31 protein-coding genes are annotated in these 18,038 nt (G+C 66.6%); 2 read left to right on the forward strand and 29 right to left on the reverse strand.

What is annotated here, in order from left to right; genetic code table 11:
* Positions 1-88: 88 nt before the first annotated feature.
* The 27 genes from C5708_RS03740 to C5708_RS03870 all read right to left on the reverse strand — a co-directional run bounded on the left by C5708_RS03740 (position 89) and on the right by C5708_RS03870 (position 14,358).
* The gene (locus C5708_RS03740; RefSeq protein WP_242917949.1) at positions 89-1,105 is read right to left on the reverse strand and encodes a DNA-directed RNA polymerase subunit alpha; all 1,017 of its coding nucleotides are present in this window, start codon (positions 1,103-1,105) and stop codon (positions 89-91) included.
* A 73-nt stretch (positions 1,106-1,178) separates the two neighbouring features.
* Positions 1,179-1,568: a 30S ribosomal protein S11 gene (gene rpsK / locus C5708_RS03745; RefSeq protein ID WP_242917951.1), complete on the reverse strand. Its 390-nt coding sequence runs from the start codon at positions 1,566-1,568 to the stop codon at positions 1,179-1,181.
* A gap of 12 nt (positions 1,569-1,580) precedes the next feature.
* Positions 1,581-1,949 carry a 30S ribosomal protein S13 gene (gene rpsM / locus C5708_RS03750; RefSeq protein WP_242917953.1) on the reverse strand — a complete coding sequence of 123 codons (369 nt, stop codon included), beginning with the start codon at positions 1,947-1,949 and terminating at the stop codon, positions 1,581-1,583.
* A 216-nt stretch (positions 1,950-2,165) separates the two neighbouring features.
* Complete coding sequence (locus C5708_RS03755) at positions 2,166-2,738, reverse strand: adenylate kinase (RefSeq protein ID WP_242917955.1); 573 nt, start codon at positions 2,736-2,738, stop codon at positions 2,166-2,168.
* 12 nt (positions 2,739-2,750) lie between these two features.
* Positions 2,751-4,106 (reverse strand): preprotein translocase subunit SecY, encoded by a 1,356-nt coding sequence (gene secY / locus C5708_RS03760; RefSeq protein WP_242917957.1) that lies wholly within the window; start codon positions 4,104-4,106, stop codon positions 2,751-2,753.
* 104 nt (positions 4,107-4,210) lie between these two features.
* Positions 4,211-4,693 carry a 50S ribosomal protein L15 gene (gene rplO / locus C5708_RS03765; protein WP_242917959.1) on the reverse strand — a complete coding sequence of 161 codons (483 nt, stop codon included), beginning with the start codon at positions 4,691-4,693 and terminating at the stop codon, positions 4,211-4,213.
* 106 nt (positions 4,694-4,799) lie between these two features.
* The gene (gene rpmD / locus C5708_RS03770) at positions 4,800-4,991 is read right to left on the reverse strand and encodes a 50S ribosomal protein L30 (protein ID WP_242918063.1); all 192 of its coding nucleotides are present in this window, start codon (positions 4,989-4,991) and stop codon (positions 4,800-4,802) included.
* Positions 4,992-4,996: 5 nt separating this feature from the next.
* Positions 4,997-5,599: a 30S ribosomal protein S5 gene (gene rpsE, locus C5708_RS03775; RefSeq protein ID WP_242917960.1), complete on the reverse strand. Its 603-nt coding sequence runs from the start codon at positions 5,597-5,599 to the stop codon at positions 4,997-4,999.
* 11 nt (positions 5,600-5,610) lie between these two features.
* Positions 5,611-5,961, reverse strand: coding sequence for a 50S ribosomal protein L18 (gene rplR, locus C5708_RS03780; RefSeq protein WP_242917962.1), 351 nt, complete (start codon positions 5,959-5,961; stop codon positions 5,611-5,613).
* Between the two features lie 3 nt (positions 5,962-5,964).
* Positions 5,965-6,498, reverse strand: a complete 534-nt coding sequence (gene rplF, locus C5708_RS03785) for a 50S ribosomal protein L6 (RefSeq protein WP_242917964.1) — start codon at positions 6,496-6,498, stop codon at positions 5,965-5,967.
* Between the two features lie 21 nt (positions 6,499-6,519).
* On the reverse strand, positions 6,520-6,918 hold the full coding sequence (rpsH, locus tag C5708_RS03790; RefSeq protein WP_242918065.1) for a 30S ribosomal protein S8: 399 nt from the start codon (positions 6,916-6,918) through the stop codon (positions 6,520-6,522).
* 7 nt (positions 6,919-6,925) lie between these two features.
* Complete coding sequence (gene rpsN, locus C5708_RS03795) at positions 6,926-7,231, reverse strand: 30S ribosomal protein S14 (protein WP_242917966.1); 306 nt, start codon at positions 7,229-7,231, stop codon at positions 6,926-6,928.
* A 20-nt stretch (positions 7,232-7,251) separates the two neighbouring features.
* Positions 7,252-7,812: a 50S ribosomal protein L5 gene (gene rplE, locus C5708_RS03800; protein ID WP_242917967.1), complete on the reverse strand. Its 561-nt coding sequence runs from the start codon at positions 7,810-7,812 to the stop codon at positions 7,252-7,254.
* On the reverse strand, positions 7,805-8,122 hold the full coding sequence (gene rplX, locus C5708_RS03805) for a 50S ribosomal protein L24 (protein WP_242917969.1): 318 nt from the start codon (positions 8,120-8,122) through the stop codon (positions 7,805-7,807). Before rplX ends, rplE begins: the two co-directional genes overlap by 8 nt.
* Positions 8,122-8,490 carry a 50S ribosomal protein L14 gene (rplN, locus tag C5708_RS03810; protein WP_242917971.1) on the reverse strand — a complete coding sequence of 123 codons (369 nt, stop codon included), beginning with the start codon at positions 8,488-8,490 and terminating at the stop codon, positions 8,122-8,124. The genes rplX and rplN overlap by 1 nt, the downstream gene beginning before the upstream one ends.
* A 19-nt stretch (positions 8,491-8,509) precedes the next feature.
* Complete coding sequence (gene rpsQ / locus C5708_RS03815; RefSeq protein WP_242917973.1) at positions 8,510-8,761, reverse strand: 30S ribosomal protein S17; 252 nt, start codon at positions 8,759-8,761, stop codon at positions 8,510-8,512.
* Between the two features lie 15 nt (positions 8,762-8,776).
* Positions 8,777-8,971 carry a 50S ribosomal protein L29 gene (rpmC, locus tag C5708_RS03820; RefSeq protein WP_242917975.1) on the reverse strand — a complete coding sequence of 65 codons (195 nt, stop codon included), beginning with the start codon at positions 8,969-8,971 and terminating at the stop codon, positions 8,777-8,779.
* 5 nt (positions 8,972-8,976) lie between these two features.
* Positions 8,977-9,411, reverse strand: coding sequence for a 50S ribosomal protein L16 (gene rplP / locus C5708_RS03825; protein ID WP_242917977.1), 435 nt, complete (start codon positions 9,409-9,411; stop codon positions 8,977-8,979).
* Positions 9,412-9,423: 12 nt separating this feature from the next.
* Positions 9,424-10,176, reverse strand: a complete 753-nt coding sequence (gene rpsC, locus C5708_RS03830; protein ID WP_242917979.1) for a 30S ribosomal protein S3 — start codon at positions 10,174-10,176, stop codon at positions 9,424-9,426.
* Positions 10,176-10,556, reverse strand: a complete 381-nt coding sequence (gene rplV, locus C5708_RS03835) for a 50S ribosomal protein L22 (protein WP_242917981.1) — start codon at positions 10,554-10,556, stop codon at positions 10,176-10,178. The genes rpsC and rplV overlap by 1 nt, the downstream gene beginning before the upstream one ends.
* A gap of 2 nt (positions 10,557-10,558) precedes the next feature.
* Positions 10,559-10,837 carry a 30S ribosomal protein S19 gene (gene rpsS, locus C5708_RS03840; RefSeq protein ID WP_242917984.1) on the reverse strand — a complete coding sequence of 93 codons (279 nt, stop codon included), beginning with the start codon at positions 10,835-10,837 and terminating at the stop codon, positions 10,559-10,561.
* A 3-nt stretch (positions 10,838-10,840) separates the two neighbouring features.
* Positions 10,841-11,677 carry a 50S ribosomal protein L2 gene (gene rplB, locus C5708_RS03845; RefSeq protein WP_242917986.1) on the reverse strand — a complete coding sequence of 279 codons (837 nt, stop codon included), beginning with the start codon at positions 11,675-11,677 and terminating at the stop codon, positions 10,841-10,843.
* A gap of 3 nt (positions 11,678-11,680) precedes the next feature.
* On the reverse strand, positions 11,681-11,977 hold the full coding sequence (locus C5708_RS03850; protein WP_242917988.1) for a 50S ribosomal protein L23: 297 nt from the start codon (positions 11,975-11,977) through the stop codon (positions 11,681-11,683).
* Positions 11,977-12,615 (reverse strand): 50S ribosomal protein L4, encoded by a 639-nt coding sequence (gene rplD / locus C5708_RS03855; protein WP_242917990.1) that lies wholly within the window; start codon positions 12,613-12,615, stop codon positions 11,977-11,979. The genes C5708_RS03850 and rplD overlap by 1 nt, the downstream gene beginning before the upstream one ends.
* A complete protein-coding gene (gene rplC, locus C5708_RS03860; RefSeq protein WP_242917992.1) occupies positions 12,615-13,370 on the reverse strand; it encodes a 50S ribosomal protein L3 in 756 nt (251 codons plus the stop codon). Before rplC ends, rplD begins: the two co-directional genes overlap by 1 nt.
* Before the next feature lie 12 nt (positions 13,371-13,382).
* Positions 13,383-13,691, reverse strand: a complete 309-nt coding sequence (rpsJ, locus tag C5708_RS03865; protein ID WP_242917994.1) for a 30S ribosomal protein S10 — start codon at positions 13,689-13,691, stop codon at positions 13,383-13,385.
* 298 nt (positions 13,692-13,989) lie between these two features.
* Positions 13,990-14,358 carry a hypothetical protein gene (locus tag C5708_RS03870; protein WP_242917996.1) on the reverse strand — a complete coding sequence of 123 codons (369 nt, stop codon included), beginning with the start codon at positions 14,356-14,358 and terminating at the stop codon, positions 13,990-13,992.
* A 355-nt stretch (positions 14,359-14,713) separates the two neighbouring features.
* On the opposite strand from C5708_RS03870, the gene C5708_RS03875 reads away from it, so the two are divergent.
* Positions 14,714-15,472 carry a hypothetical protein gene (locus C5708_RS03875; protein WP_242917998.1) on the forward strand — a complete coding sequence of 253 codons (759 nt, stop codon included), beginning with the start codon at positions 14,714-14,716 and terminating at the stop codon, positions 15,470-15,472.
* 80 nt (positions 15,473-15,552) lie between these two features.
* On the opposite strand, the gene C5708_RS03880 is transcribed toward C5708_RS03875, so the two are convergent.
* Positions 15,553-16,398 carry a DUF2807 domain-containing protein gene (locus C5708_RS03880; protein WP_242918000.1) on the reverse strand — a complete coding sequence of 282 codons (846 nt, stop codon included), beginning with the start codon at positions 16,396-16,398 and terminating at the stop codon, positions 15,553-15,555.
* 99 nt (positions 16,399-16,497) lie between these two features.
* Positions 16,498-17,079, reverse strand: coding sequence for a septation protein IspZ (locus C5708_RS03885; protein ID WP_242918002.1), 582 nt, complete (start codon positions 17,077-17,079; stop codon positions 16,498-16,500).
* Positions 17,080-17,227: 148 nt separating this feature from the next.
* Between C5708_RS03885 and C5708_RS03890 the strand changes: the two genes are divergently transcribed.
* Complete coding sequence (locus tag C5708_RS03890) at positions 17,228-18,010, forward strand: LytTR family DNA-binding domain-containing protein (RefSeq protein ID WP_242918004.1); 783 nt, start codon at positions 17,228-17,230, stop codon at positions 18,008-18,010.
* Positions 18,011-18,038: the final 28 nt, after the last annotated feature.

Below are 18,038 nucleotides of genomic sequence, written 5' to 3' on the forward strand. Positions count from 1 at the left end.
GCGCCGGGGCCCTCCACCGCCTTGGCGGCATCTGCGGGCCCCTGACCGGCCCTTGCGGAACGGTCAGGGAGAACAGCGCGAAACGATCTTAGATCTGGTCTTCGAACTTCTTGGCCAGGTCTTCGATGTTTTCCGGCGGCCAGTTGGCCACGTCCATGCCGAGATGCAGGCCCATGCCGGCCAGCACTTCCTTGATCTCGTTCAGCGACTTGCGGCCGAAGTTCGGGGTGCGGAGCATCTCCGCCTCGGTCTTCTGGATCAGGTCGCCGATATAGACGATGTTGTCGTTCTTCAGGCAGTTGGCCGAGCGGACCGACAGCTCCAGTTCGTCGACCTTCTTGAGCAGGGCCGGATTGAACGGCAGCTCGGGCTTGGCCTCGCCTTCCGTCTTCTTCTTCGGCTCTTCGAAGGTGATGAAGATCTGCAGCTGGTCTTGCAGGATGCGGGCGGCGTAGGCCACCGCGTCAACCGGGCTGACCGCGCCGTTGGTTTCGACTTCCATGACCAGCTTGTCGTAGTCGAGCGACTGGCCCTGGCGGGTCGGCTCGACGCGATAGGCCACGCGCTTGACCGGCGAATAGAGCGCGTCGACGGCGATCAGGCCGATGGGCGCGTCTTCCGGACGGTTGCGGTCGGCCGGGACGTAGCCCTTGCCGTTCTGGACGGTGAACTCCATGCGCACCGAGGCGCCGTCGTCCAGCGTGCAGAGCACGTGGTCGGGGTTGAGGATCTCGATGTCGGCCGGGGTCTCGATCTGGCCGGCGGTGACCGGGCCAGGACCTTCGGCGCGCAGGGTCATGCGCTTGGGCCCCTCGGCGTGCATGCGCACGGCGAGTTGCTTGATGTTGAGGACGATGTCGACCACGTCCTCGCGCACGCCTTCCATGGAGGAGAACTCGTGCACGACGCCGTCGATCTGAACGGCGGTGACGGCGGCGCCTTGCAGCGACGACAGCAGCACCCGCCGGAGCGAGTTGCCGAGCGTCACGCCGAAGCCGCGCTCGAGCGGCTCGGCGACGATGCGCGCCTTGCGCAGCGCGTCGGCGCCGGTCTCGATTTGCGGCTTCTCAGGACGGATCAGCTCGTTCCAGTTTCTTTCGATCACGATGCAGTCCTTGAACGCGGCTCGCCGGCCTCGAAAATCGGGCCGGCGACGGGAGTTTTGAAATTAAGCCGAACTAGACCCGGCGACGCTTGGGCGGCCGGCAACCGTTATGCGGGATCGGGGTCACGTCACGGATGGTGGTGATCGTCATGCCGGCGGCCTGAAGGGCGCGCAGGGCCGATTCACGGCCGGAGCCGGGACCGGAGACGTTCACTTCCAGCGTACGGACGCCGTGTTCCATCGCCTTCTTGCCGGCGTCTTCGGCGGCCATCTGGGCGGCGTACGGGGTCGACTTGCGCGAACCCTTGAAGCCCATCATGCCGGCGCTCGACCAGGAGATGGTGTTCCCCTGCGCGTCGGTGATGGTGATCATGGTGTTGTTGAACGAGGCGTTCACGTGCGCGACGCCCGAAGTGATGTTCTTGCGTTCGCGCTTTTTAACGCGCGTCGGTTCTTTGGCCATCGGACTTCGCTCTTACTTCTTCTTGCCGGCGATGGGCTTCGCCGGGCCCTTGCGCGTGCGCGCATTGGTGTGGGTGCGCTGGCCGCGGACCGGCAGGCCCTTGCGGTGACGCAGGCCGCGATAGCAGGCCAGGTCCATCAGGCGCTTGATGTTGACGGCCGTCTCACGACGCAGGTCGCCCTCGACGGTGTAGTCGCGGTCGATCGTTTCGCGGATCTGCAGCACTTCCTGGTCGGTGAGGGAATTCACCCGGCGCGCGTCCTCGATGCCGACCTTGTGCACGATTTCCTTGGCCTTGGCCTGACCGATGCCATGGATGTACTGCAGCGCGATGACGACGCGCTTGTTGGTCGGAATGTTGACGCCTGCGATACGAGCCACGTCTCTAGATCTCCTGGTCACGCCCACAAAAGGCGCTAAGCGTAATTTCAACGCAAAAGCCGCCCCGGCTCTTCACAGACGTGAGAGAACCGGCGCGATCCTCGCGCCCTTTCGCGGAAGCGCACCGTTATAGGGACGATTGCGATTCCGTCAATGGCGAAGGCTTCGAAAAACCTTCATTTTCTGCGGCCTGGGGCGGATCGCCCCCGACCGCCGTCAGACCGTGACGCCGCCCAGGGCGCCGTCCATCTCTCCGGCCACCTGTTCGACCGAACCCATGCCGTCGATCTCGACCAGCTTGCCCTGCCCCTTGTAGTAGGGCAGCAGCGGCGCGGTCTGGGCGTTGTAGGCCGCCAGGCGGGTGACGAAGACGTCCGGATTGTCGTCCGGGCGGCCCTCGTCGGCGAAACGCTTGCTGATGCGGGCCAGCAGGGCCTGCTCGTCGACGCGCAGGCGGACCACGACGTCGATCTTGCGGCCGCGCTTGGCCAGCATGACGTCGAGCGCCTCGGCCTGGGCCAAGGTGCGCGGAAAGCCGTCGAAGATCGCGCCGCCGGCGCGCTCGGCCTCGGGCAGGCGCTCCTCAATCAGGCCGATCACCACCTCGTCGGGAACCAGTTCGCCGCGATCCATGATCCCCTTCGCCCTCTGGCCGAGCTCCGAGCCCGAGGCGATGGCGGCCCGCAGCATGTCCCCCGTGGACAGCTGCACCATGCCGCGCGCCTGGACCAGGCGCTTGGCCTGGGTGCCCTTGCCCGCCGCCGGCGGACCGAAAAGGATCAGGTTCATCTTTGCTCCCCCTTAACGACCACGGCCCCCGCCGCGAAGCTTGGACTTCTTGATGAGCCCTTCGTACTGGTGCGCCAGAAGATGCGACTGGATCTGGGCCACGGTGTCCATGGTCACCGACACCACGATCAGGATCGACGTGCCGCCGAGATAGAACTGGGTGCTGTTGAGATAGCCCATCAGCGCCTCGGGCAAGATGCAGACGGCGGTGATGTAGGCCGCGCCGATCACCGTCAGCCGGGTCAGCACGAAGTCCAGATATTCCGCCGTGCGCTTGCCCGGCCGGATGCCCGGCATGAAGCCGCCGTACTTGCGCAGGTTCTCCGCCGTCTCGTCGGGATTGAACACGATCGAGGTGTAGAAGAACGAGAAGAAGATGATCAGGAAGGCGTAGAAGAACATGAACGCCGGGCGGCCGTGCTGAAGCTGGCCGACCGCGCCGGGCAGCCACTGCGCCCACTGCGGCAGGTTGGCCTGGGACAGGAAGCCCATGGCGGTGGCCGGCAGCAGCAGCAGCGACGAGGCGAAGATCGGCGGGATGACGCCGGCGGTGTTGATCTTGAGCGGCAGGAACGAGGTCTCGCCGCCGATCATGCGGTTGCCCATCTGGCGCTTGGGGTACTGCACCAGCAGACGGCGCTGCGAGCGCTCCATGAACACGATGGCGAACACCACCACGATGGCGATCACGGCGATGGCGAACAGCGAGAAGCCGGACATCGAGCCGTTCTGGGTCAGGGTCAGCGCCTGCCAGATGGCGGTCGGCAGACGCGCCACGATGCCGGCGAAGATGATCAGGCTGACGCCGTTGCCGACGCCGCGGCTGGTGATCTGCTCGCCCAGCCACATCAGGAACATGGTGCCGCCCGTCAGGGTGACGATGGTCGAGGCCACGAAGAACACGCCGGGGTTCAGCACCAGGCCGGGGCTGTTCTGCAGGCCGATGGCGATGGCCGCCGACTGCACGACCGCCAGCACGACGGTCAGGTAGCGGGTGTACTGGTTGAGCGTCTTGCGCCCCGCCTCGCCGCCTTCCTTGCGCAGCTTCTCCCACGGCGGATAGACCGTGCCCAGCAGCTGGACGATGATCGAGGCCGAGATGTAGGGCATGACGTTCAGCGAGAACACCGCCATGCGCTGCACGGCGCCGCCCGAGAACATGTTGAACATGCCCAGGATGCCCTTCGACTGGCCTTCGAAGGCCTGGGCGAAGGCGATCGCGTCGATGCCGGGAATCGGGATGTAGGCGCCCAGCCGGTAGACGATCAGCGCGATCAGGGTGAACCAGATTCGCTTGTGAAGCTCCTTCGCCTTCGAGAAGGCGTCGAAGTTCATGTTCGCTGCGAGTTGTTCGGCGGCCGAGGCCATTCAATACCCCACGACAGATCGCGGTTTAGCGACGCGGACACACATAGGGGAGGCGGGCCCGATTGGCGAGCCCCCTCCCCTGTCCGTTCCCGGAGGAACGATGATTACTCGGCGGCTTCCTTGGCCTTGGCCGTGGTCGTCACCTTGCCGCCGGCGGCTTCGATCGCCTTGATCGCCGAAGGCGTGCCCGAATGCACGGTCAGTTCCAGCTTGGCCTTGATCTCGCCGTGGCCCAGCAGGCGCACGCCGTCCTTCTCGCGGCGGATGACGCCGGCGGCGATCAGGGCGGCCGCGTCGACCGGCTTCTTGGGATCGAGCTTGCCCGCGTCGACCGCCTTGGCCAGGCGCCACAGGTTCACCTCGACCAGCTTCAGGGCGAAGGGATTGTTGAAACCGCGCTTGGGCATGCGCATGTGCAGCGGCATCTGGCCGCCTTCGAAGCCCGCCAGGGCCACGCCGGTGCGGGACTTCTGGCCCTTGACGCCGCGGCCGCCGGTCTTGCCCTTGCCCGAACCCGGGCCGCGGCCGACGCGCATGCGGCCCTTGTGGGCGCCTTCGTTGTCGCGGATTTCATTCAGCTTGGTCATGTCGCCTCTCCTTGGAGATCTGTCGCCGGGCGAGCGCCCGACTCGGCTTGGATATGAAAGTCAGAAATCCCCCCGCCGGCTGGCGGGAGGATCTCGAAAGCGCTGTTTAGGCTTCCTCGACGATCGACACAAGGTGGTGAACCTTGGCGATCATGCCCCGCACGGACGGCGTGTCCTGCAGGGTCGAGACGCGGCCCAGGCGGTTGAGGCCCAGGCCCACCAGCGTGGCCCGCTGGTCCTTGCTGCGACGGATCGGGCTGCCGATCTGGCGGACGGTGACGGTCTTGGCCATGTCTATCTACCTCAGCCTTCCACGGCGCCTTCGGCCGAGGCGCCGTCGGCGCGACGGCCGATGATATCGCCGACCTTCTTGCCGCGCTTGTTGGCCACCTGGCGGGGCGAGCTCTGGGCCTTCAGGGCCTCGAACGTCGCACGAACCATGTTGTAGGGGTTGGACGAGCCGGTCGACTTCGCGACCACGTCCTGGACGCCCAGGGTTTCGAGAACCGCGCGCATCGGGCCGCCGGCGATGACGCCCGTGCCCGGAGGGGCCGCGCGCATCATCACCTTGCCAGCGCCCCAACGGCCATTGCCGTCGTGGTGCAGGGTGCGGCTTTCACGCAGCGGAACGCGGACCATCGACTTCTTGGCTTCCTCGGTCGCCTTGCGGATGGCTTCCGGCACTTCGCGCGCCTTGCCATGACCGAAGCCGACGCGGCCTTTCTGGTCGCCGACGACCATCAGAGCGGCGAAGGAGAAACGACGGCCGCCCTTCACGGTGGCGGCGACGCGGTTGATGTGTACGAGCTTTTCGACGATGTCGCTGTCGACCCGCTCTTCGGGGGCGTTGCGGTCGCGGCGGTCCCGGCGTTGGCCGTCACCGCGCTGTTGTTCACCACGAGCCATGCTCTATTCCCTTAGAAGTTCAGGCCGGCTTCGCGCGCGGCGTCGGCCAGGGCTTTCACCCGGCCGTGATAGATGAAACCGCCGCGGTCGAAGACGACGTCCTTGACGCCCTTCTCCAGGGCGCGTTCGGCGACGAGCTTGCCGACGCGGGCGGCGGCTTCCTTGTCCGAACCCTTCTGGTCGCCTTCCAGCGACGAGGCGTGGGCCAACGTCACACCCTGAGCATCGTCGATGATCTGGGCGTAGATGTTCTTCGACGAGCGGAAGACCGACAGACGCGGACGGCCGTTCGACAGCGCCTTGAGCCGGGTGCGGGTGCGCTGGGCGCGGCGCTTGGTGGTATCGCGAGGAGAGAGCGCCATGGCTTACTTCTTCTTGCCTTCCTTGCGGCGAACGGTCTCGCCCGCGTAACGCACGCCCTTGCCCTTGTAGGGCTCCGGCGGACGGATGCGGCGGATCTTCGCGGCGATTTCGCCAACGGCTTGCTTGTCGATGCCGGCGATCTTGATTTCGGTCTGCTTCGGAACCGCGAAGGTGATCCCTTGCGGCGCCGGAACGTCGACTTCGTGCGAGAAGCCGAGCTGCATCGAAAGCGCCTGGCCCTTCATCGCCGCGCGGTAACCGACGCCGACCAGTTCGAGGGTTTCCTCGTAGCCCTGGGTGACGCCGTGCACCATGTTGGCGACCAGCGTGCGGGACAGACCCCACATCGACTTGGCGCGCTTGCTTTCGTCGCGCGGGGCCAGGGTCAGCTCAGCGCCTTCCCGCTTGACCTCGATTTCATCGGCGACCGTCCAGGTGAGTTGCCCCTTGGGGCCCTTCACCGTCACCGTCTGACCCGCGAGCGTGATGTTCACGCCCGAGGGGATCGCAACGGCCTTCTTACCAATCCGAGACATGTCTTTTCTCCGGGCCCCGCCTTAATAGACGCGGCAGAGGACTTCGCCGCCGACATTGGCGTCGCGGGCGGCGTTGTCGGACATGACGCCCTTCGGCGTCGACAGGATCGAGATCCCGAGACCGTTCTTCACGGGCTTCAGGTCCTTGATCGACGAATAGACGCGGCGGCCGGGCTTCGACACGCGCGAGATCTCAACGATCACGGGCGCACCGTCGAAGTACTTCAGCTCGATCTCGAATTCCGGGAATTCACCCGGCTTCTCGACCAGAGCGTAGCCGCGGATGTAGCCTTCGTCCTGCAGCACGTCGAGGACGCGCTGGCGCAGCTTCGACGCGGGGGTCGAAACCTTGGAACGCTTGCGTTGGGCCGCGTTCTTGATGCGGGCGATCATGTCGCCGATGGGGTCGTTCACCATCAGAACCTCCTCACCAGCTCGACTTGACCAGGCCAGGGATCTGGCCGTTGGAACCCAGTTCGCGCAGCGCGATCCGGCTCATCTTCAGTTTCCGATAGAAGGCGCGCGGACGGCCCGTGACCTCGCAACGGTTGCGGATACGGGTCGCCGACGAGTTGCGGGGCAGCTTCGCCAGCTTGAGGCGCGCCTCGAAGCGTTCTTCCAGCGGAAGAGACTCATCGTTGGCGATCGCCTTCAGGGCGTCGCGCTTGGCGGCGTTTTGCTTGACGAGACGCTTGACCATCTCGTTGCGGTTGACGGCGCTTTTCTTGGCCATGTGCTGTCTTTCCCTCCCGCTCAGTTCTTGTTGAACGGGAATTGGAACTGACGCAGGAGCTCGCGGGCTTCTTCGTCGTTCCGGGCCGTGGTGCAGACGATGATGTCCATGCCCCACATCTGATCGATCTGGTCGTAATTGATCTCCGGGAACACGATGTGCTCCTTCAGACCCATGGCGTAGTTGCCGCGACCATCGAACGAGGTGTCCTTCAGACCGCGGAAGTCCTTCACGCGCGGCAGCGCGATCGTGATCAGGCGGTCGAGGAACTCGTACATGCGATCCTGGCGCAGGGTGACCTTGGCGCCGACGACCATGCCTTCGCGCAGCTTGAAGCCGGCGATGGAGTTGCGGGCCTTGGTCGGCAGCGGCTTCTGGCCGGTGATCGCCGCCAGGTCCTTCATCGCGGCCTGGGCCTTCTTGGAGTCCGCGACGGCTTCACCGATGCCCATGTTCACGACGATCTTGTCGATCTTCGGGATCTGCATCTCGTTGGTGTAGCCGAACTTCTCCTTCATCGCGGCGCGGATGCGCGAGCGATAATCGGACTTCAGCCGCGGTTCGTAAGCTTGATCAGCCATCGATGACCTCGCCGGACTTCTTGGCCACACGCACCTTCTTGTCGCCTTCGATCTTGAAGCCGACACGGGTCGGCTCGCCGGTCTTGGGGTCCACGAAGGCCACGTTCGACACGTGGACCGGGGCTTCCTTGTTCTTGATGCCGCCCTGGGGATCGCCCTGGGTGGGACGGGTGTGGCGCTGGACGATGTTCAGGCCTTCGACCAGAACCCGTTGCTCCTTCGGGAAGACCTTGAGGACGGCGCCTTGACGGCCCTTGTCCTTGCCGGTCAGCAGGACGACGCGGTCGCCCTTCTTGATCTTGGCGGCCATTACAGGACCTCCGGCGCGAGCGAGATGATCTTCATGTGGTTCTTGGCGCGCAGTTCGCGGGGAACCGGGCCGAAGATCCGCGTGCCGATCGGCTCGCTCTGCTTGTTGACGATCACCGCCGCATTCTTGTCGAACCGGATCAGCGAGCCGTCCTTGCGCTTGATGCTCTGCGAGGTGCGGACGACGATGGCGCGCAGCACATCGCCCTTCTTCACGCGGCCGCGCGGAATCGCTTCCTTGACGGAGACGACGATGACGTCGCCCACGCCGGCGTAACGCCGACCTGCGCCGCCGAGCACCTTGATGCACATGACCCGGCGCGCGCCCGAGTTGTCGGCGACGTCCAGGTTAGTCTGCATCTGGATCATAGTTCAGATCCTTCCAAACTTAAGCGCTGACGCCCTGGCCGTCCTTAGGCAGGACTTCCCAGGTCTTCAGCTTCGACTTCGGCGCGCACTCGATGATCCGGGCGATTTCGCCGGTCTTGTACGCATTGGCTTCGTCGTGCGCGTGGTACTTCTTCGACCGGCGCACGGTCTTCTTCAGCACGGGGTGGAGGAAGGTCCGTTCGACCTTCACCACCACGGTCTTGTCGCCCTTGTCGGAGACGACCGTGCCTTCGAGGATACGCTTGGGCATATCTGGTCCTCTCCGTTAGGCCGCGCTCTTCGACCGCAGGACGGTCTGAATGCGCGCGATGTCCTTGCGAACTTCGTTGAAGCGATGGGTCTTTTCGACCTGGCCCGTCGCCGCTTGGAAGCGAAGGTTGAACTGCTCCTTCTTGAGGGTCAGGAGCTGTTCGGCGAGTTGGTCGGGCGTCAGAGCCCGGATGTCGGCGATCTTGGTCATCGGTCCTACTCCGCGGCCATCGCCAGGCCGGCGTCGAGACGGGTCACGACGCGGGTCTTGATGGGCAGCTTGGCGGCGCCCAGGCGCAGCGCTTCACGCGCCACGTCGTCGGCGACGCCGTCGATCTCGAACATGATCCGGCCGGGCGCCACGCGGGCGGCCCAGAACTCGACCGCGCCCTTGCCCTTGCCCATCCGGACTTCGGCCGGCTTGCCGGTGACCGGCACGTCCGGGAAGATGCGGATCCACACGCGACCTTGGCGCTTCATCTGGCGGGTGATCGCCCGACGAGCCGCTTCGATCTGGCGCGCGGTGATGCGTTCCGGTTCGACCGCCTTCAGGCCGTAGGAGCCGAAGTTCAGCGTGGCGCCGCCCTTGGTGTTCCCGTGGATGCGGCCCTTGAACTGCTTGCGGTACTTGGTCTTCTTGGGAGACAGCATTATCGCAAATCCTTACGCGCGCTCGCGGCGTTCACGGCGGTCGCCGCGATCCGGGCGGTCGCCGCGCTCACGTCCGCCGCCCTCGCCGGCAGGACCCGTCTCGCCCGACAGACGCTTGTCCTGGGCCATCGGGTCGTGCTCCAGCACCTCGCCTTTGAAGATCCAGGTCTTCACGCCGATGATGCCGTAGGTCGTGCGGGCTTCAGCGAAGCCGTAGTCGATGTCGGCGCGCAGGGTGTGCAGCGGCACGCGACCTTCGCGATACCACTCCATCCGCGCGATTTCCGCGCCGCCCAGGCGGCCCGAGACGTTGATCCGCACGCCCTTGGCGCCGAGGCGCATGGCCGACTGGATCGAACGCTTCATGGCGCGACGGAAGGCGACCCGGCGCTCCAGTTGCTGGGCGATGTTCTCGGCGACCAGCTGGGCGTCGGTTTCCGGCTTGCGGACCTCGACGATGTTCAGGTGGATCTCGCCTTCGGTCATCGTCGACAGGTCCTTGCGGAGCTTGTCGATGTCGGCGCCCTTCTTGCCGATGATCACGCCGGGACGAGCGGCGTAGATCGTGACGCGGCACTTCTTGTGCGGGCGCTCGATGATGATCCGCGACACGCCGGCCTGGCCGAGACGCTTCTTCAGCTCGCGGCGGACCTTGATGTCCTGGTGCAGCAGACGGCCGTAGTCGTCGCCCGCCGCGAACCAGCGGCTGTCCCAGGTGCGGTTGATGCCGAGACGCAGCCCGACCGGATTGACTTTCTGACCCATTAGGCGGCCTCACCCAGCTCGCGGACCACGATGGTGATCTCGGAGAACGGCTTTTCGATGCGCGACGCACGGCCGCGGGCGCGGGCCGAGAAACGCTTCATCACCAGGTTCTTGCCCACGAAGGCCTCGGACACGACCAGGTTGTCGATGTCGAGGTTGTGGTTGTTCTCGGCGTTGGAGATGGCCGAGTACAGCGCCTTGCGGACGTCCTTGGCGATGCGCTTGTGGCTGAATTCCAGCTCGTTCAGCGCGCGCTGGACCTTGAGGCCGCGGATCGACTGAGCGACGAGGTTCAGCTTGCGGGGGCTGGTGCGCAGGGTGCGCACCTTGGCCATCGCTTCGACGGCCTTCAGCCGACGTTCTTTGGCTTGCTTGCTCATCGTTACTTCCTCTTCGCCTTCTTATCGGCGGCGTGACCGGGGAAGTAGCGGGTCGGAGAGAACTCGCCGAACTTCATGCCGACCATGTCCTCGCTGACGTGGACCGGCACGTGCTTCTGGCCGTTGTAGACGCCGAAGGTCAGGCCCACGAACTGGGGCATGATCGTCGAGCGGCGCGACCAGGTCTTGATCACTTCCTTGCGGCCCGACGAATGGACGACTTCCGCTTTCTTCAGCAGATAGCCGTCGACGAACGGACCTTTCCAGACGGAACGGGTCATCGCTTAGCGGGCCTTCTTCACGTGGCGGCTACGGATGATGAACTTATCCGTGGCCTTGTTGGTGCGGGTCTTGCGGCCCTTGGTCGGCTTGCCCCACGGCGTGACCGGGTGGCGGCCGCCCGAGGTGCGGCCTTCACCGCCGCCGTGCGGGTGGTCGATCGGGTTCATGGCGACGCCGCGGACGTGCGGGCGACGGCCCATGTGACGCGAACGCCCGGCCTTGCCGAGGTTCTCGTTCATGTGGTCCTGGTTCGAAACCGCGCCGACCGTGGCCATGCAGCCGTCCGGAACCATGCGCAGTTCGCCCGAACCCAGGCGGATCTGGGCGTAGCCGGCGTCGCGGCCGACCAGCTGGGCGTAGGCGCCGGCCGAACGGGCGATCTGGCCGCCCTTTTCCGGCTTCATCTCCACATTGTGGATGATGGTGCCGATCGGCAGCGAGCGCAGCGGCGCGGCGTTGCCCGGCTTCACGTCGACCTTTTCGGCGGCGATGACTTCGTCGCCGGCCTTCAGGCGTTGCGGGGCCAGGATGTAGGCCAGCTCGCCGTCGGCGTACTTGATCAGGGCGATGAACGCGGTGCGGTTCGGGTCGTACTCAAGGCGCTCGACGGTCGCGGGAACGTCCCACTTGCGGCGCTTGAAGTCGACGACGCGATAGAGGCGCTTGGCGCCGCCGCCGCGGAAGCGGACCGCGACGCGGCCGTTGCCGCCCCGGCCGCCCGACTTGGTCAGGCCCTCGACGAGCGCCTTGACCGGACGGCCCTTGTGCAGCTCGGACTTGTCGACCAGCACGAGGCCGCGGCGGCCCGGCGAGGTCGGATTGAATTGCTTCAAAGCCATCGCTTAGAGCCCCGTGGTGATGTCGATCGACTGGCCGTCGGCCAGCGTCACGATCGCTTTCTTGACGTCCGACCGACGGCCGGCGATGCCGCGGAAGCGCTTGGTCTTGCCCTTGGTGACCAGGGTGTTGACCTTGGTGACCTTGACCTTGAACAGCTCTTCGACCGCGGCGGCGATCTCGTCCTTGGACGCATCGGCGGCCACGCGGAAGACGACCTTGTTCTGCTCGGAGAGCAAGGTGGCCTTCTCGGTGATCACCGGCGACAGGATGGTGTCGTAGTGACGGGCGGTGGCGGCCATTACGCGGCTTCCTTCTCAGCAAAGCGCGCCTGGATCGCCGCAATCGACTCACGCGTCAGCACCAGGGTGTGGCGACGCAGGATGTCGTAGACGTTCAGACCGGCGTTCGGCAGCACATCCACGTTCGGGATGTTGCGGGCCGCCAGCGCGAAGTTGGCGTCGACCGCGGGACCGGCGATGACCAGCGCGTTCTTCAGGCCGAGGCCTTCGAGCTGGGTGCGCAGGGCGGCGGTCTTCGGCGCGTCGATGGCGGCCTGATCGAGGACGATCAGCGAGCCCGACTTGGCCTTGGACGACAGCGCATGCTTCAGGGCCAGGGCGCGGACCTTCTTGGGCAGGTCGAACGCATGGCTGCGGACGACCGGGCCGAAGGCGCGCGAGCCGCCGACGAACTGCGGCGCACGGCGCGAACCGTGACGGGCGCCGCCGGTGCCCTTCTGCTTGTACATCTTCTTGCCCGTACGAGAGTTCTCGTTGCGGGTCTGGACCTTGTGCGTGCCGGCGCGGCGCTTGGCCAGCTGCCAGTTGACGCAACGGGCCAGGATGTCGGCGCGGACCTCTTCGATGCCGAAGATGGCGTCGTCGAGGTCGACCGAGCCGGCCTTGCCGCCGGCGAGGGTGATGACGTCGAGTTTCATTACGCTTCGCCGCCTTCGTTGGTGGTTTCAGCCGGGGCTTCCTCGGCCGGCGTTTCCGCTGGAGCCGCGGCCTGCTCGCCAGCCTTGCGGAACGCGCCAGGCTTCGGCAGGTCGGCCGGAGCCGCCCGCTTCACCGCGTCGCGGATCTTGACGTAGGTGCCTTCCGTGCCGGGCACGGCGCCCTTGATCAGGATCAGGCCGCGCTCGACGTCGACGCGCCAGACCGTCAAGTTCAGCGTGGTGACGTTTTCCTGGCCCATGTGGCCGGCCATCTTCTTGCCCGGGAAGGTGCGGCCCGGATCCTGGCGGTTGCCGGTCGAACCGTGAGCCCGGTGAGACACCGACACCCCGTGGGTGGCGCGCATGCCGCCGAAGTTCCAGCGCTTCATGGCGCCGGCGAAGCCCTTGCCGACCGTCAGGCCGGCGACGTCGACCCGTTGCCCCGGAACGAAGTGGTCGGCGGTGAATTCCGCGCCCACGTCGATCAGGTTGTCTTCGGTCACGCGGAATTCGACCAGATGCCGCTTCGGCTCGACGAGAGCCTTGGCGAACTGGCCGCGCTCGGCCTTGCTGGTGTTCTTGGCTTTCTTCGCGCCAGCTCCGAGCTGGAGCGCGACGTAGCCGTCCTTGTCCTTGGTGCGCTGGGCCGTAACCTGGCAGCCGTCGAGCGACAGCACCGTCACAGGCACGTGTTGACCCGCTTCATCGAAGAAGCGCGTCATGCCCAGCTTCTTGGCGATCACGCCGGTACGCATCGGCCTGCCCCCTTAAAGCTTGATCTCGACGTCCACGCCGGCGGACAGGTCGAGCTTCATCAGCGCGTCCACGGTCTGCGGGGTGGGGTCGACGATGTCGAGAACACGCTTGTGCGTGCGGATTTCAAACTGTTCGCGCGACTTCTTGTCGACGTGCGGCGAACGGTTGACGGTGAAACGCTCGATGAGCGTGGGCAGCGGGATCGGGCCACGGACGGTCGCGCCAGTGCGCTTGGCCGTGTTCACGATCTCCCGGGTGGAGTGGTCCAACACCCTGTGGTCGAAGGCTTTGAGCCTGATGCGGATATTTTGTCGATCCATATCGCTCGATGTTCCCTAAGCGCTCGCCACGCCCAAATACCGTTTCAAAGACCAGTCTGGGGAAAACCCCAGGACGCACGAGACTCGCAAAACGAATATGGCCCGCGCGGAAAGCCGCGAGGGCCGCTGGCCAAATTCACGACGCGTTCCGGCTGGCCGGTCTGCAGTCGCTATGTCTGGTCGTCTCGCGAACCGCGTCTACGCTTGAAGGCGTACGGCCGGTCCAACAGAGGCGCGGTAGATACTCTGCGATTCCAAAACCGTCAAGGGGCGCGATGGAGCCCCCTTCCCGCCCCTCTCAGGGGAACGGCCGCGCCACGCCGTAGGGCGATACGCCATACGGCGAATAATAGACCGGCGCCTTGGTCTTCATCTGGCCGTAGCCCACCGTGACGACGCCGCACTGGCCGACGGGCATGCTCACCTCGCCATAGGCCGACCGATAGCCTTGGGTGCCGGCGGCGACCGACACCGAGCCGTGCATCCTGCGGTCGTCGATGGTCTGGGCGGCCGGGCCGCCCATCATCGACTGCGGCCGGCATCCCGAAGGCGAGGCGCGCGGCGCGTCGAGGTCTTCCGGCCCGTCGTCCGGGGTGGAGACGATGGCGGAGGCCGCGCCCCTCACGACCGGCGGGGCGTCGGGACGGCCCTGGGCGGTGGCGACCACCTCCCCCGCCCCGTCAGCCGCTACGGCCGCCGCCGATGCGGAACCCGCGGGCGCGAGGAGAAGAGCGGCTAAGGACAGAACAACGACACGCACGGCGGCTGGCTCCCGGATGGCCGGAGCCATCATGCACGACATTGCGGCTGAAAGATTGCAGCGATGACAACGCCCTTCGGCCGCCCGACACGGGCTCGGCCACTCCATCTTAAGAAACGTCGTTCGTTGAACGCCGCTTGTGTCCAAGGGGCCACGGGGCGTGCAGAAGCGCCGCACTGCTGGTTGCGCTTCGAGGCCGGCTGCCGATATCAGGCCGGCGTTCCGGAAAATGTCTGTGTCCGGAGATTAGTAAGGAAAGAAAATGAAAAAGCTTCTCTGCGCGTCGGGCGCCATCGTCTCCCTCATGATCGCCGCCCCCGCCTTCGCCCAAGTCACCGGCTATGCGGGCGCCAACTACAACCACAGCGAAATCGATCCGGGCAAGGGCCTGAGCAGCGTCAACGACAACGGCTACGCCGTCTCGGGCGCCGTCCTGTTCCCGACCGCCAAGCCGGGCCTGGGCGTCCAGCTCGACGGCCAGATCCGCGACTCGGACAAGACCGACACCGCCGTCACCGGCACCGCCCACCTGTTCAACCGCAATGACAGCTACCTCCTGGGCGGCTTCGTCGGCGGTTCGAACTCGAACGGCGGCAACACCTGGGGCCTGGGCGTCGAAGGTCAGAAGTACCTGAACGACTGGACCGTCGCCGGCGCCGCCGGCTACGGCCGCGTCGACCGCGCCCACGCTGACGTCTGGGCCGTGCGCGCCGACGCCCGGTACTTCGTCAACGAGAACTTCCGCCTGGAAGGCAACGTCGGCTACAACAACCTCGACCTCAAGGTCGGCAGCAGCGCTGACGCCTGGGGCGTCGGCGTCGGCGGCGAGTACCAGTTCGCTCAAGCCCCGGTGAGCGTGTTCGCCAAGTACGACTACGCCAAGGTCGACAACTACGACATCGAAGCGAACGTCTTCAGGATCGGCGCCCGCTGGAACTTCGGCGGCACCCTGAAGAGCCGCGACCGTTCGGGCGCGAGCCTGGGCGGCTTCTCCGACATGATCGTCGGCAACCTGTTCTAAGAACCGGTCAGAGTCCGCGAACGCAAACGCCCCGGAGCCTGTCTCCGGGGCGTTTTTCGTTTGGGCGGCGGCGGTCGGGACTAGCGACCGATGCGCACCTCGCCCGAGCCGACGACCGATTGCTTCAGCGCGCCCCGGAGCTGGGCCACGCGAACGTCGCCCGAGCCGGCGATGCTGACGTCCAGATTGTCCACCTGCCCGTTGAACCAGGTTCCCCCGGAGCCGGCGACCCGCACGCGCGCGTCGGTGACGTGACCGCCGATCTTGGCGTCGCCCGACCCGGCGATCGACACCGTCGCGGCGCTCGAGGCGCTGGCCACGGCGACATCGCCCGACCCAGCGATATTGACGTTCACCGGCCCGGAGACCTCACGGACCGAGATGTCGCCCGAGCCGGCGACGCGCAGATCGACCTCGCCGGCCGAGCCGGCCTGGGTGTCGCCCGAGCCGGCCTGGCTGACCCGCAGGCGGCCGCGGACATTGCCCAACGTCCAGTCGCCGCACCCGGCGGAGTGAAGCTCCAGGGCGTCGGAGCGGCCCACCGACCCGAACACCGCCCCGCCCGCGCCGACGTCGGCGGTCATCGGCGTGCGGACCACCACCTGGGGCAGGTCCTCATAAGGCACGTCGCCGACGCCGCGGATCGAGACGCTCAGTCGGCCGCCGGACCCGCGACAGCCCCGCACGCGCTCCCAGCCCAGGCCGCCGTCGACCACGGTGCGGTCGCCCTCGACGCGGACCTGTATCGGCAAGCGCGGATTGGTCTTGATCACCTCGACCTTCACGTCGGAGCGCGCCTCCGGGATCACCACCACCCGCACCGCCGCGTCCTTGAACTCCACCGAGGGATCGGCCTGGGCCGCGCCCGCCGCCAGCATCGCCGCCCCGATTCCCGCCGCCGCGGCGCCCCATCGCACTTTGCGCATCGCATCTCTCCCCAGCGCTGATTGCTTCATATGGACGGTAGGCGCGTGACGGCGCGGGCACAGCTTAATTCGAGGTCATGACCTTTTGGACATCCGCGCTCAGGCGGCGACGGCCGTCGCCGCGGCCCGGGAAGCGCGCAGGCGCGCCCCGACCGTCAGGCGCGTGACCGCGTACTGCGCCAGGAACAGGGCGATCTTCGACCCCAGCGGGATCACCGCCACGAACCAGGCCCAGGCCTTGGCGTCCAGGGCGAACGCCACGACCAGATTGGCCGCCGCCGTCGCGAACATCAGCCCGGCCCAGACCCGGCCGAACAGCCGCCCGAGGTCGGGAGCGTTCTCCTGGACGATCGCCGGCAGATAGCGGTTCATCCAGCCCGGCTTCAGCATCACCGCCCCGACGGCCAGATAGATGATGGTCGGCTTGACCATGATGAAATGGCGGTCGTGGGTCAGCAGGGTGGCCCCGCCCATCACCACCACCAGGCCGAGGCTCAGCCACTGCATGGCGTCAACAGGACGCCCGCGCAGCTTGAGCAGCACGACCTGGCCGACGCCGATGGCGATGGCCAGGCCGGTGGCCAGATAGAGGCTCTTGGTCAGCGAGAACAGCACCACGAAGACGATGGTCGACAGCAGGTCCTCCAGCAGGAACCGGCCGGCGTTGAACAGATTTTTCATGGCGGTGGCGCTCCGGATCGAATTGACGCCGATGAGATGCGTCGCCGCCGCCGCCGGGTCGAGCGCGGCTTCGCCAACCGACGCGGCGCGTGCGTCAAGCGGGCCGCACGCCCGTTCGCGATACGTGAAATGACGCTATAGAAAAGCCATGGAACAAGGCGCGGCCCGCACCTACCTGATGACGCCGGCGATGTGGATCCGGCGCATGGCGTTCTCGGTGGCCGTCGGCGCCTTCCTTGGCGTGGTCGGCGCCTTCGGCAGCTACGGCGCCGTGCCCCTGCCGCAACGGCTGGCCGCGTGGATCGCCATGGTCTGTTTCGGCGCGCTGATCTATCCGCCGTTCACCGTGCTGGCGATCGTGCAGGGCCGCCGATGGGGCGTGTCGACCTGGTTCAGCCTGCCGTTCGCGGTCGCCCTGGCCAGCGTCCCCGTCACCCTGTTCGCCGGCTGGGCGACCGCGCACCTCATGGGCGCCCCGACCGAAGGCTGGCTCACGCGGTATGGCGAGGTGCTGATCGTCGCTCTCCCCGCCGTCGCCGGCTATGTCGGGTTCTACGGCCTTTTGAACCGCTCCGCCGCCGCTGCGACGACGACGCCCGCCGCCGCCTCCCCGCGCGAGGCCGCCTTCATGGCCCGCCTGCCCGCCCGGCTGGGCCGCGACCTCCTCTGCCTGCAGATGGAGGACCACTATGTTCGCGTCCACACCGCGACGGGGTCGGATCTGATCCTGATGCGCCTGCGCGACGCCGTCGCCGAACTGGAGGGCGTCCCCGGCCTGCAGGTCCACCGGTCATGGTGGGTGGCGGCGTCAGCCGTGGCCGGCCACCTCGCCGACGGTCGGCGGGTGGCCCTCAGGCTGCGCAACGGGCTCGAAGTCCCCGTCGCCCGCGCCGCCGTCCCCACGGTCAGGAAGGCCGGCTGGCTGGACTGAGGCCCGCGCCGCCGCTGGACGGGAGCGT

The organism is Caulobacter sp. CCUG 60055, from assembly GCF_022750545.1.
Lineage (GTDB): Bacteria > Pseudomonadota > Alphaproteobacteria > Caulobacterales > Caulobacteraceae > PUIC01.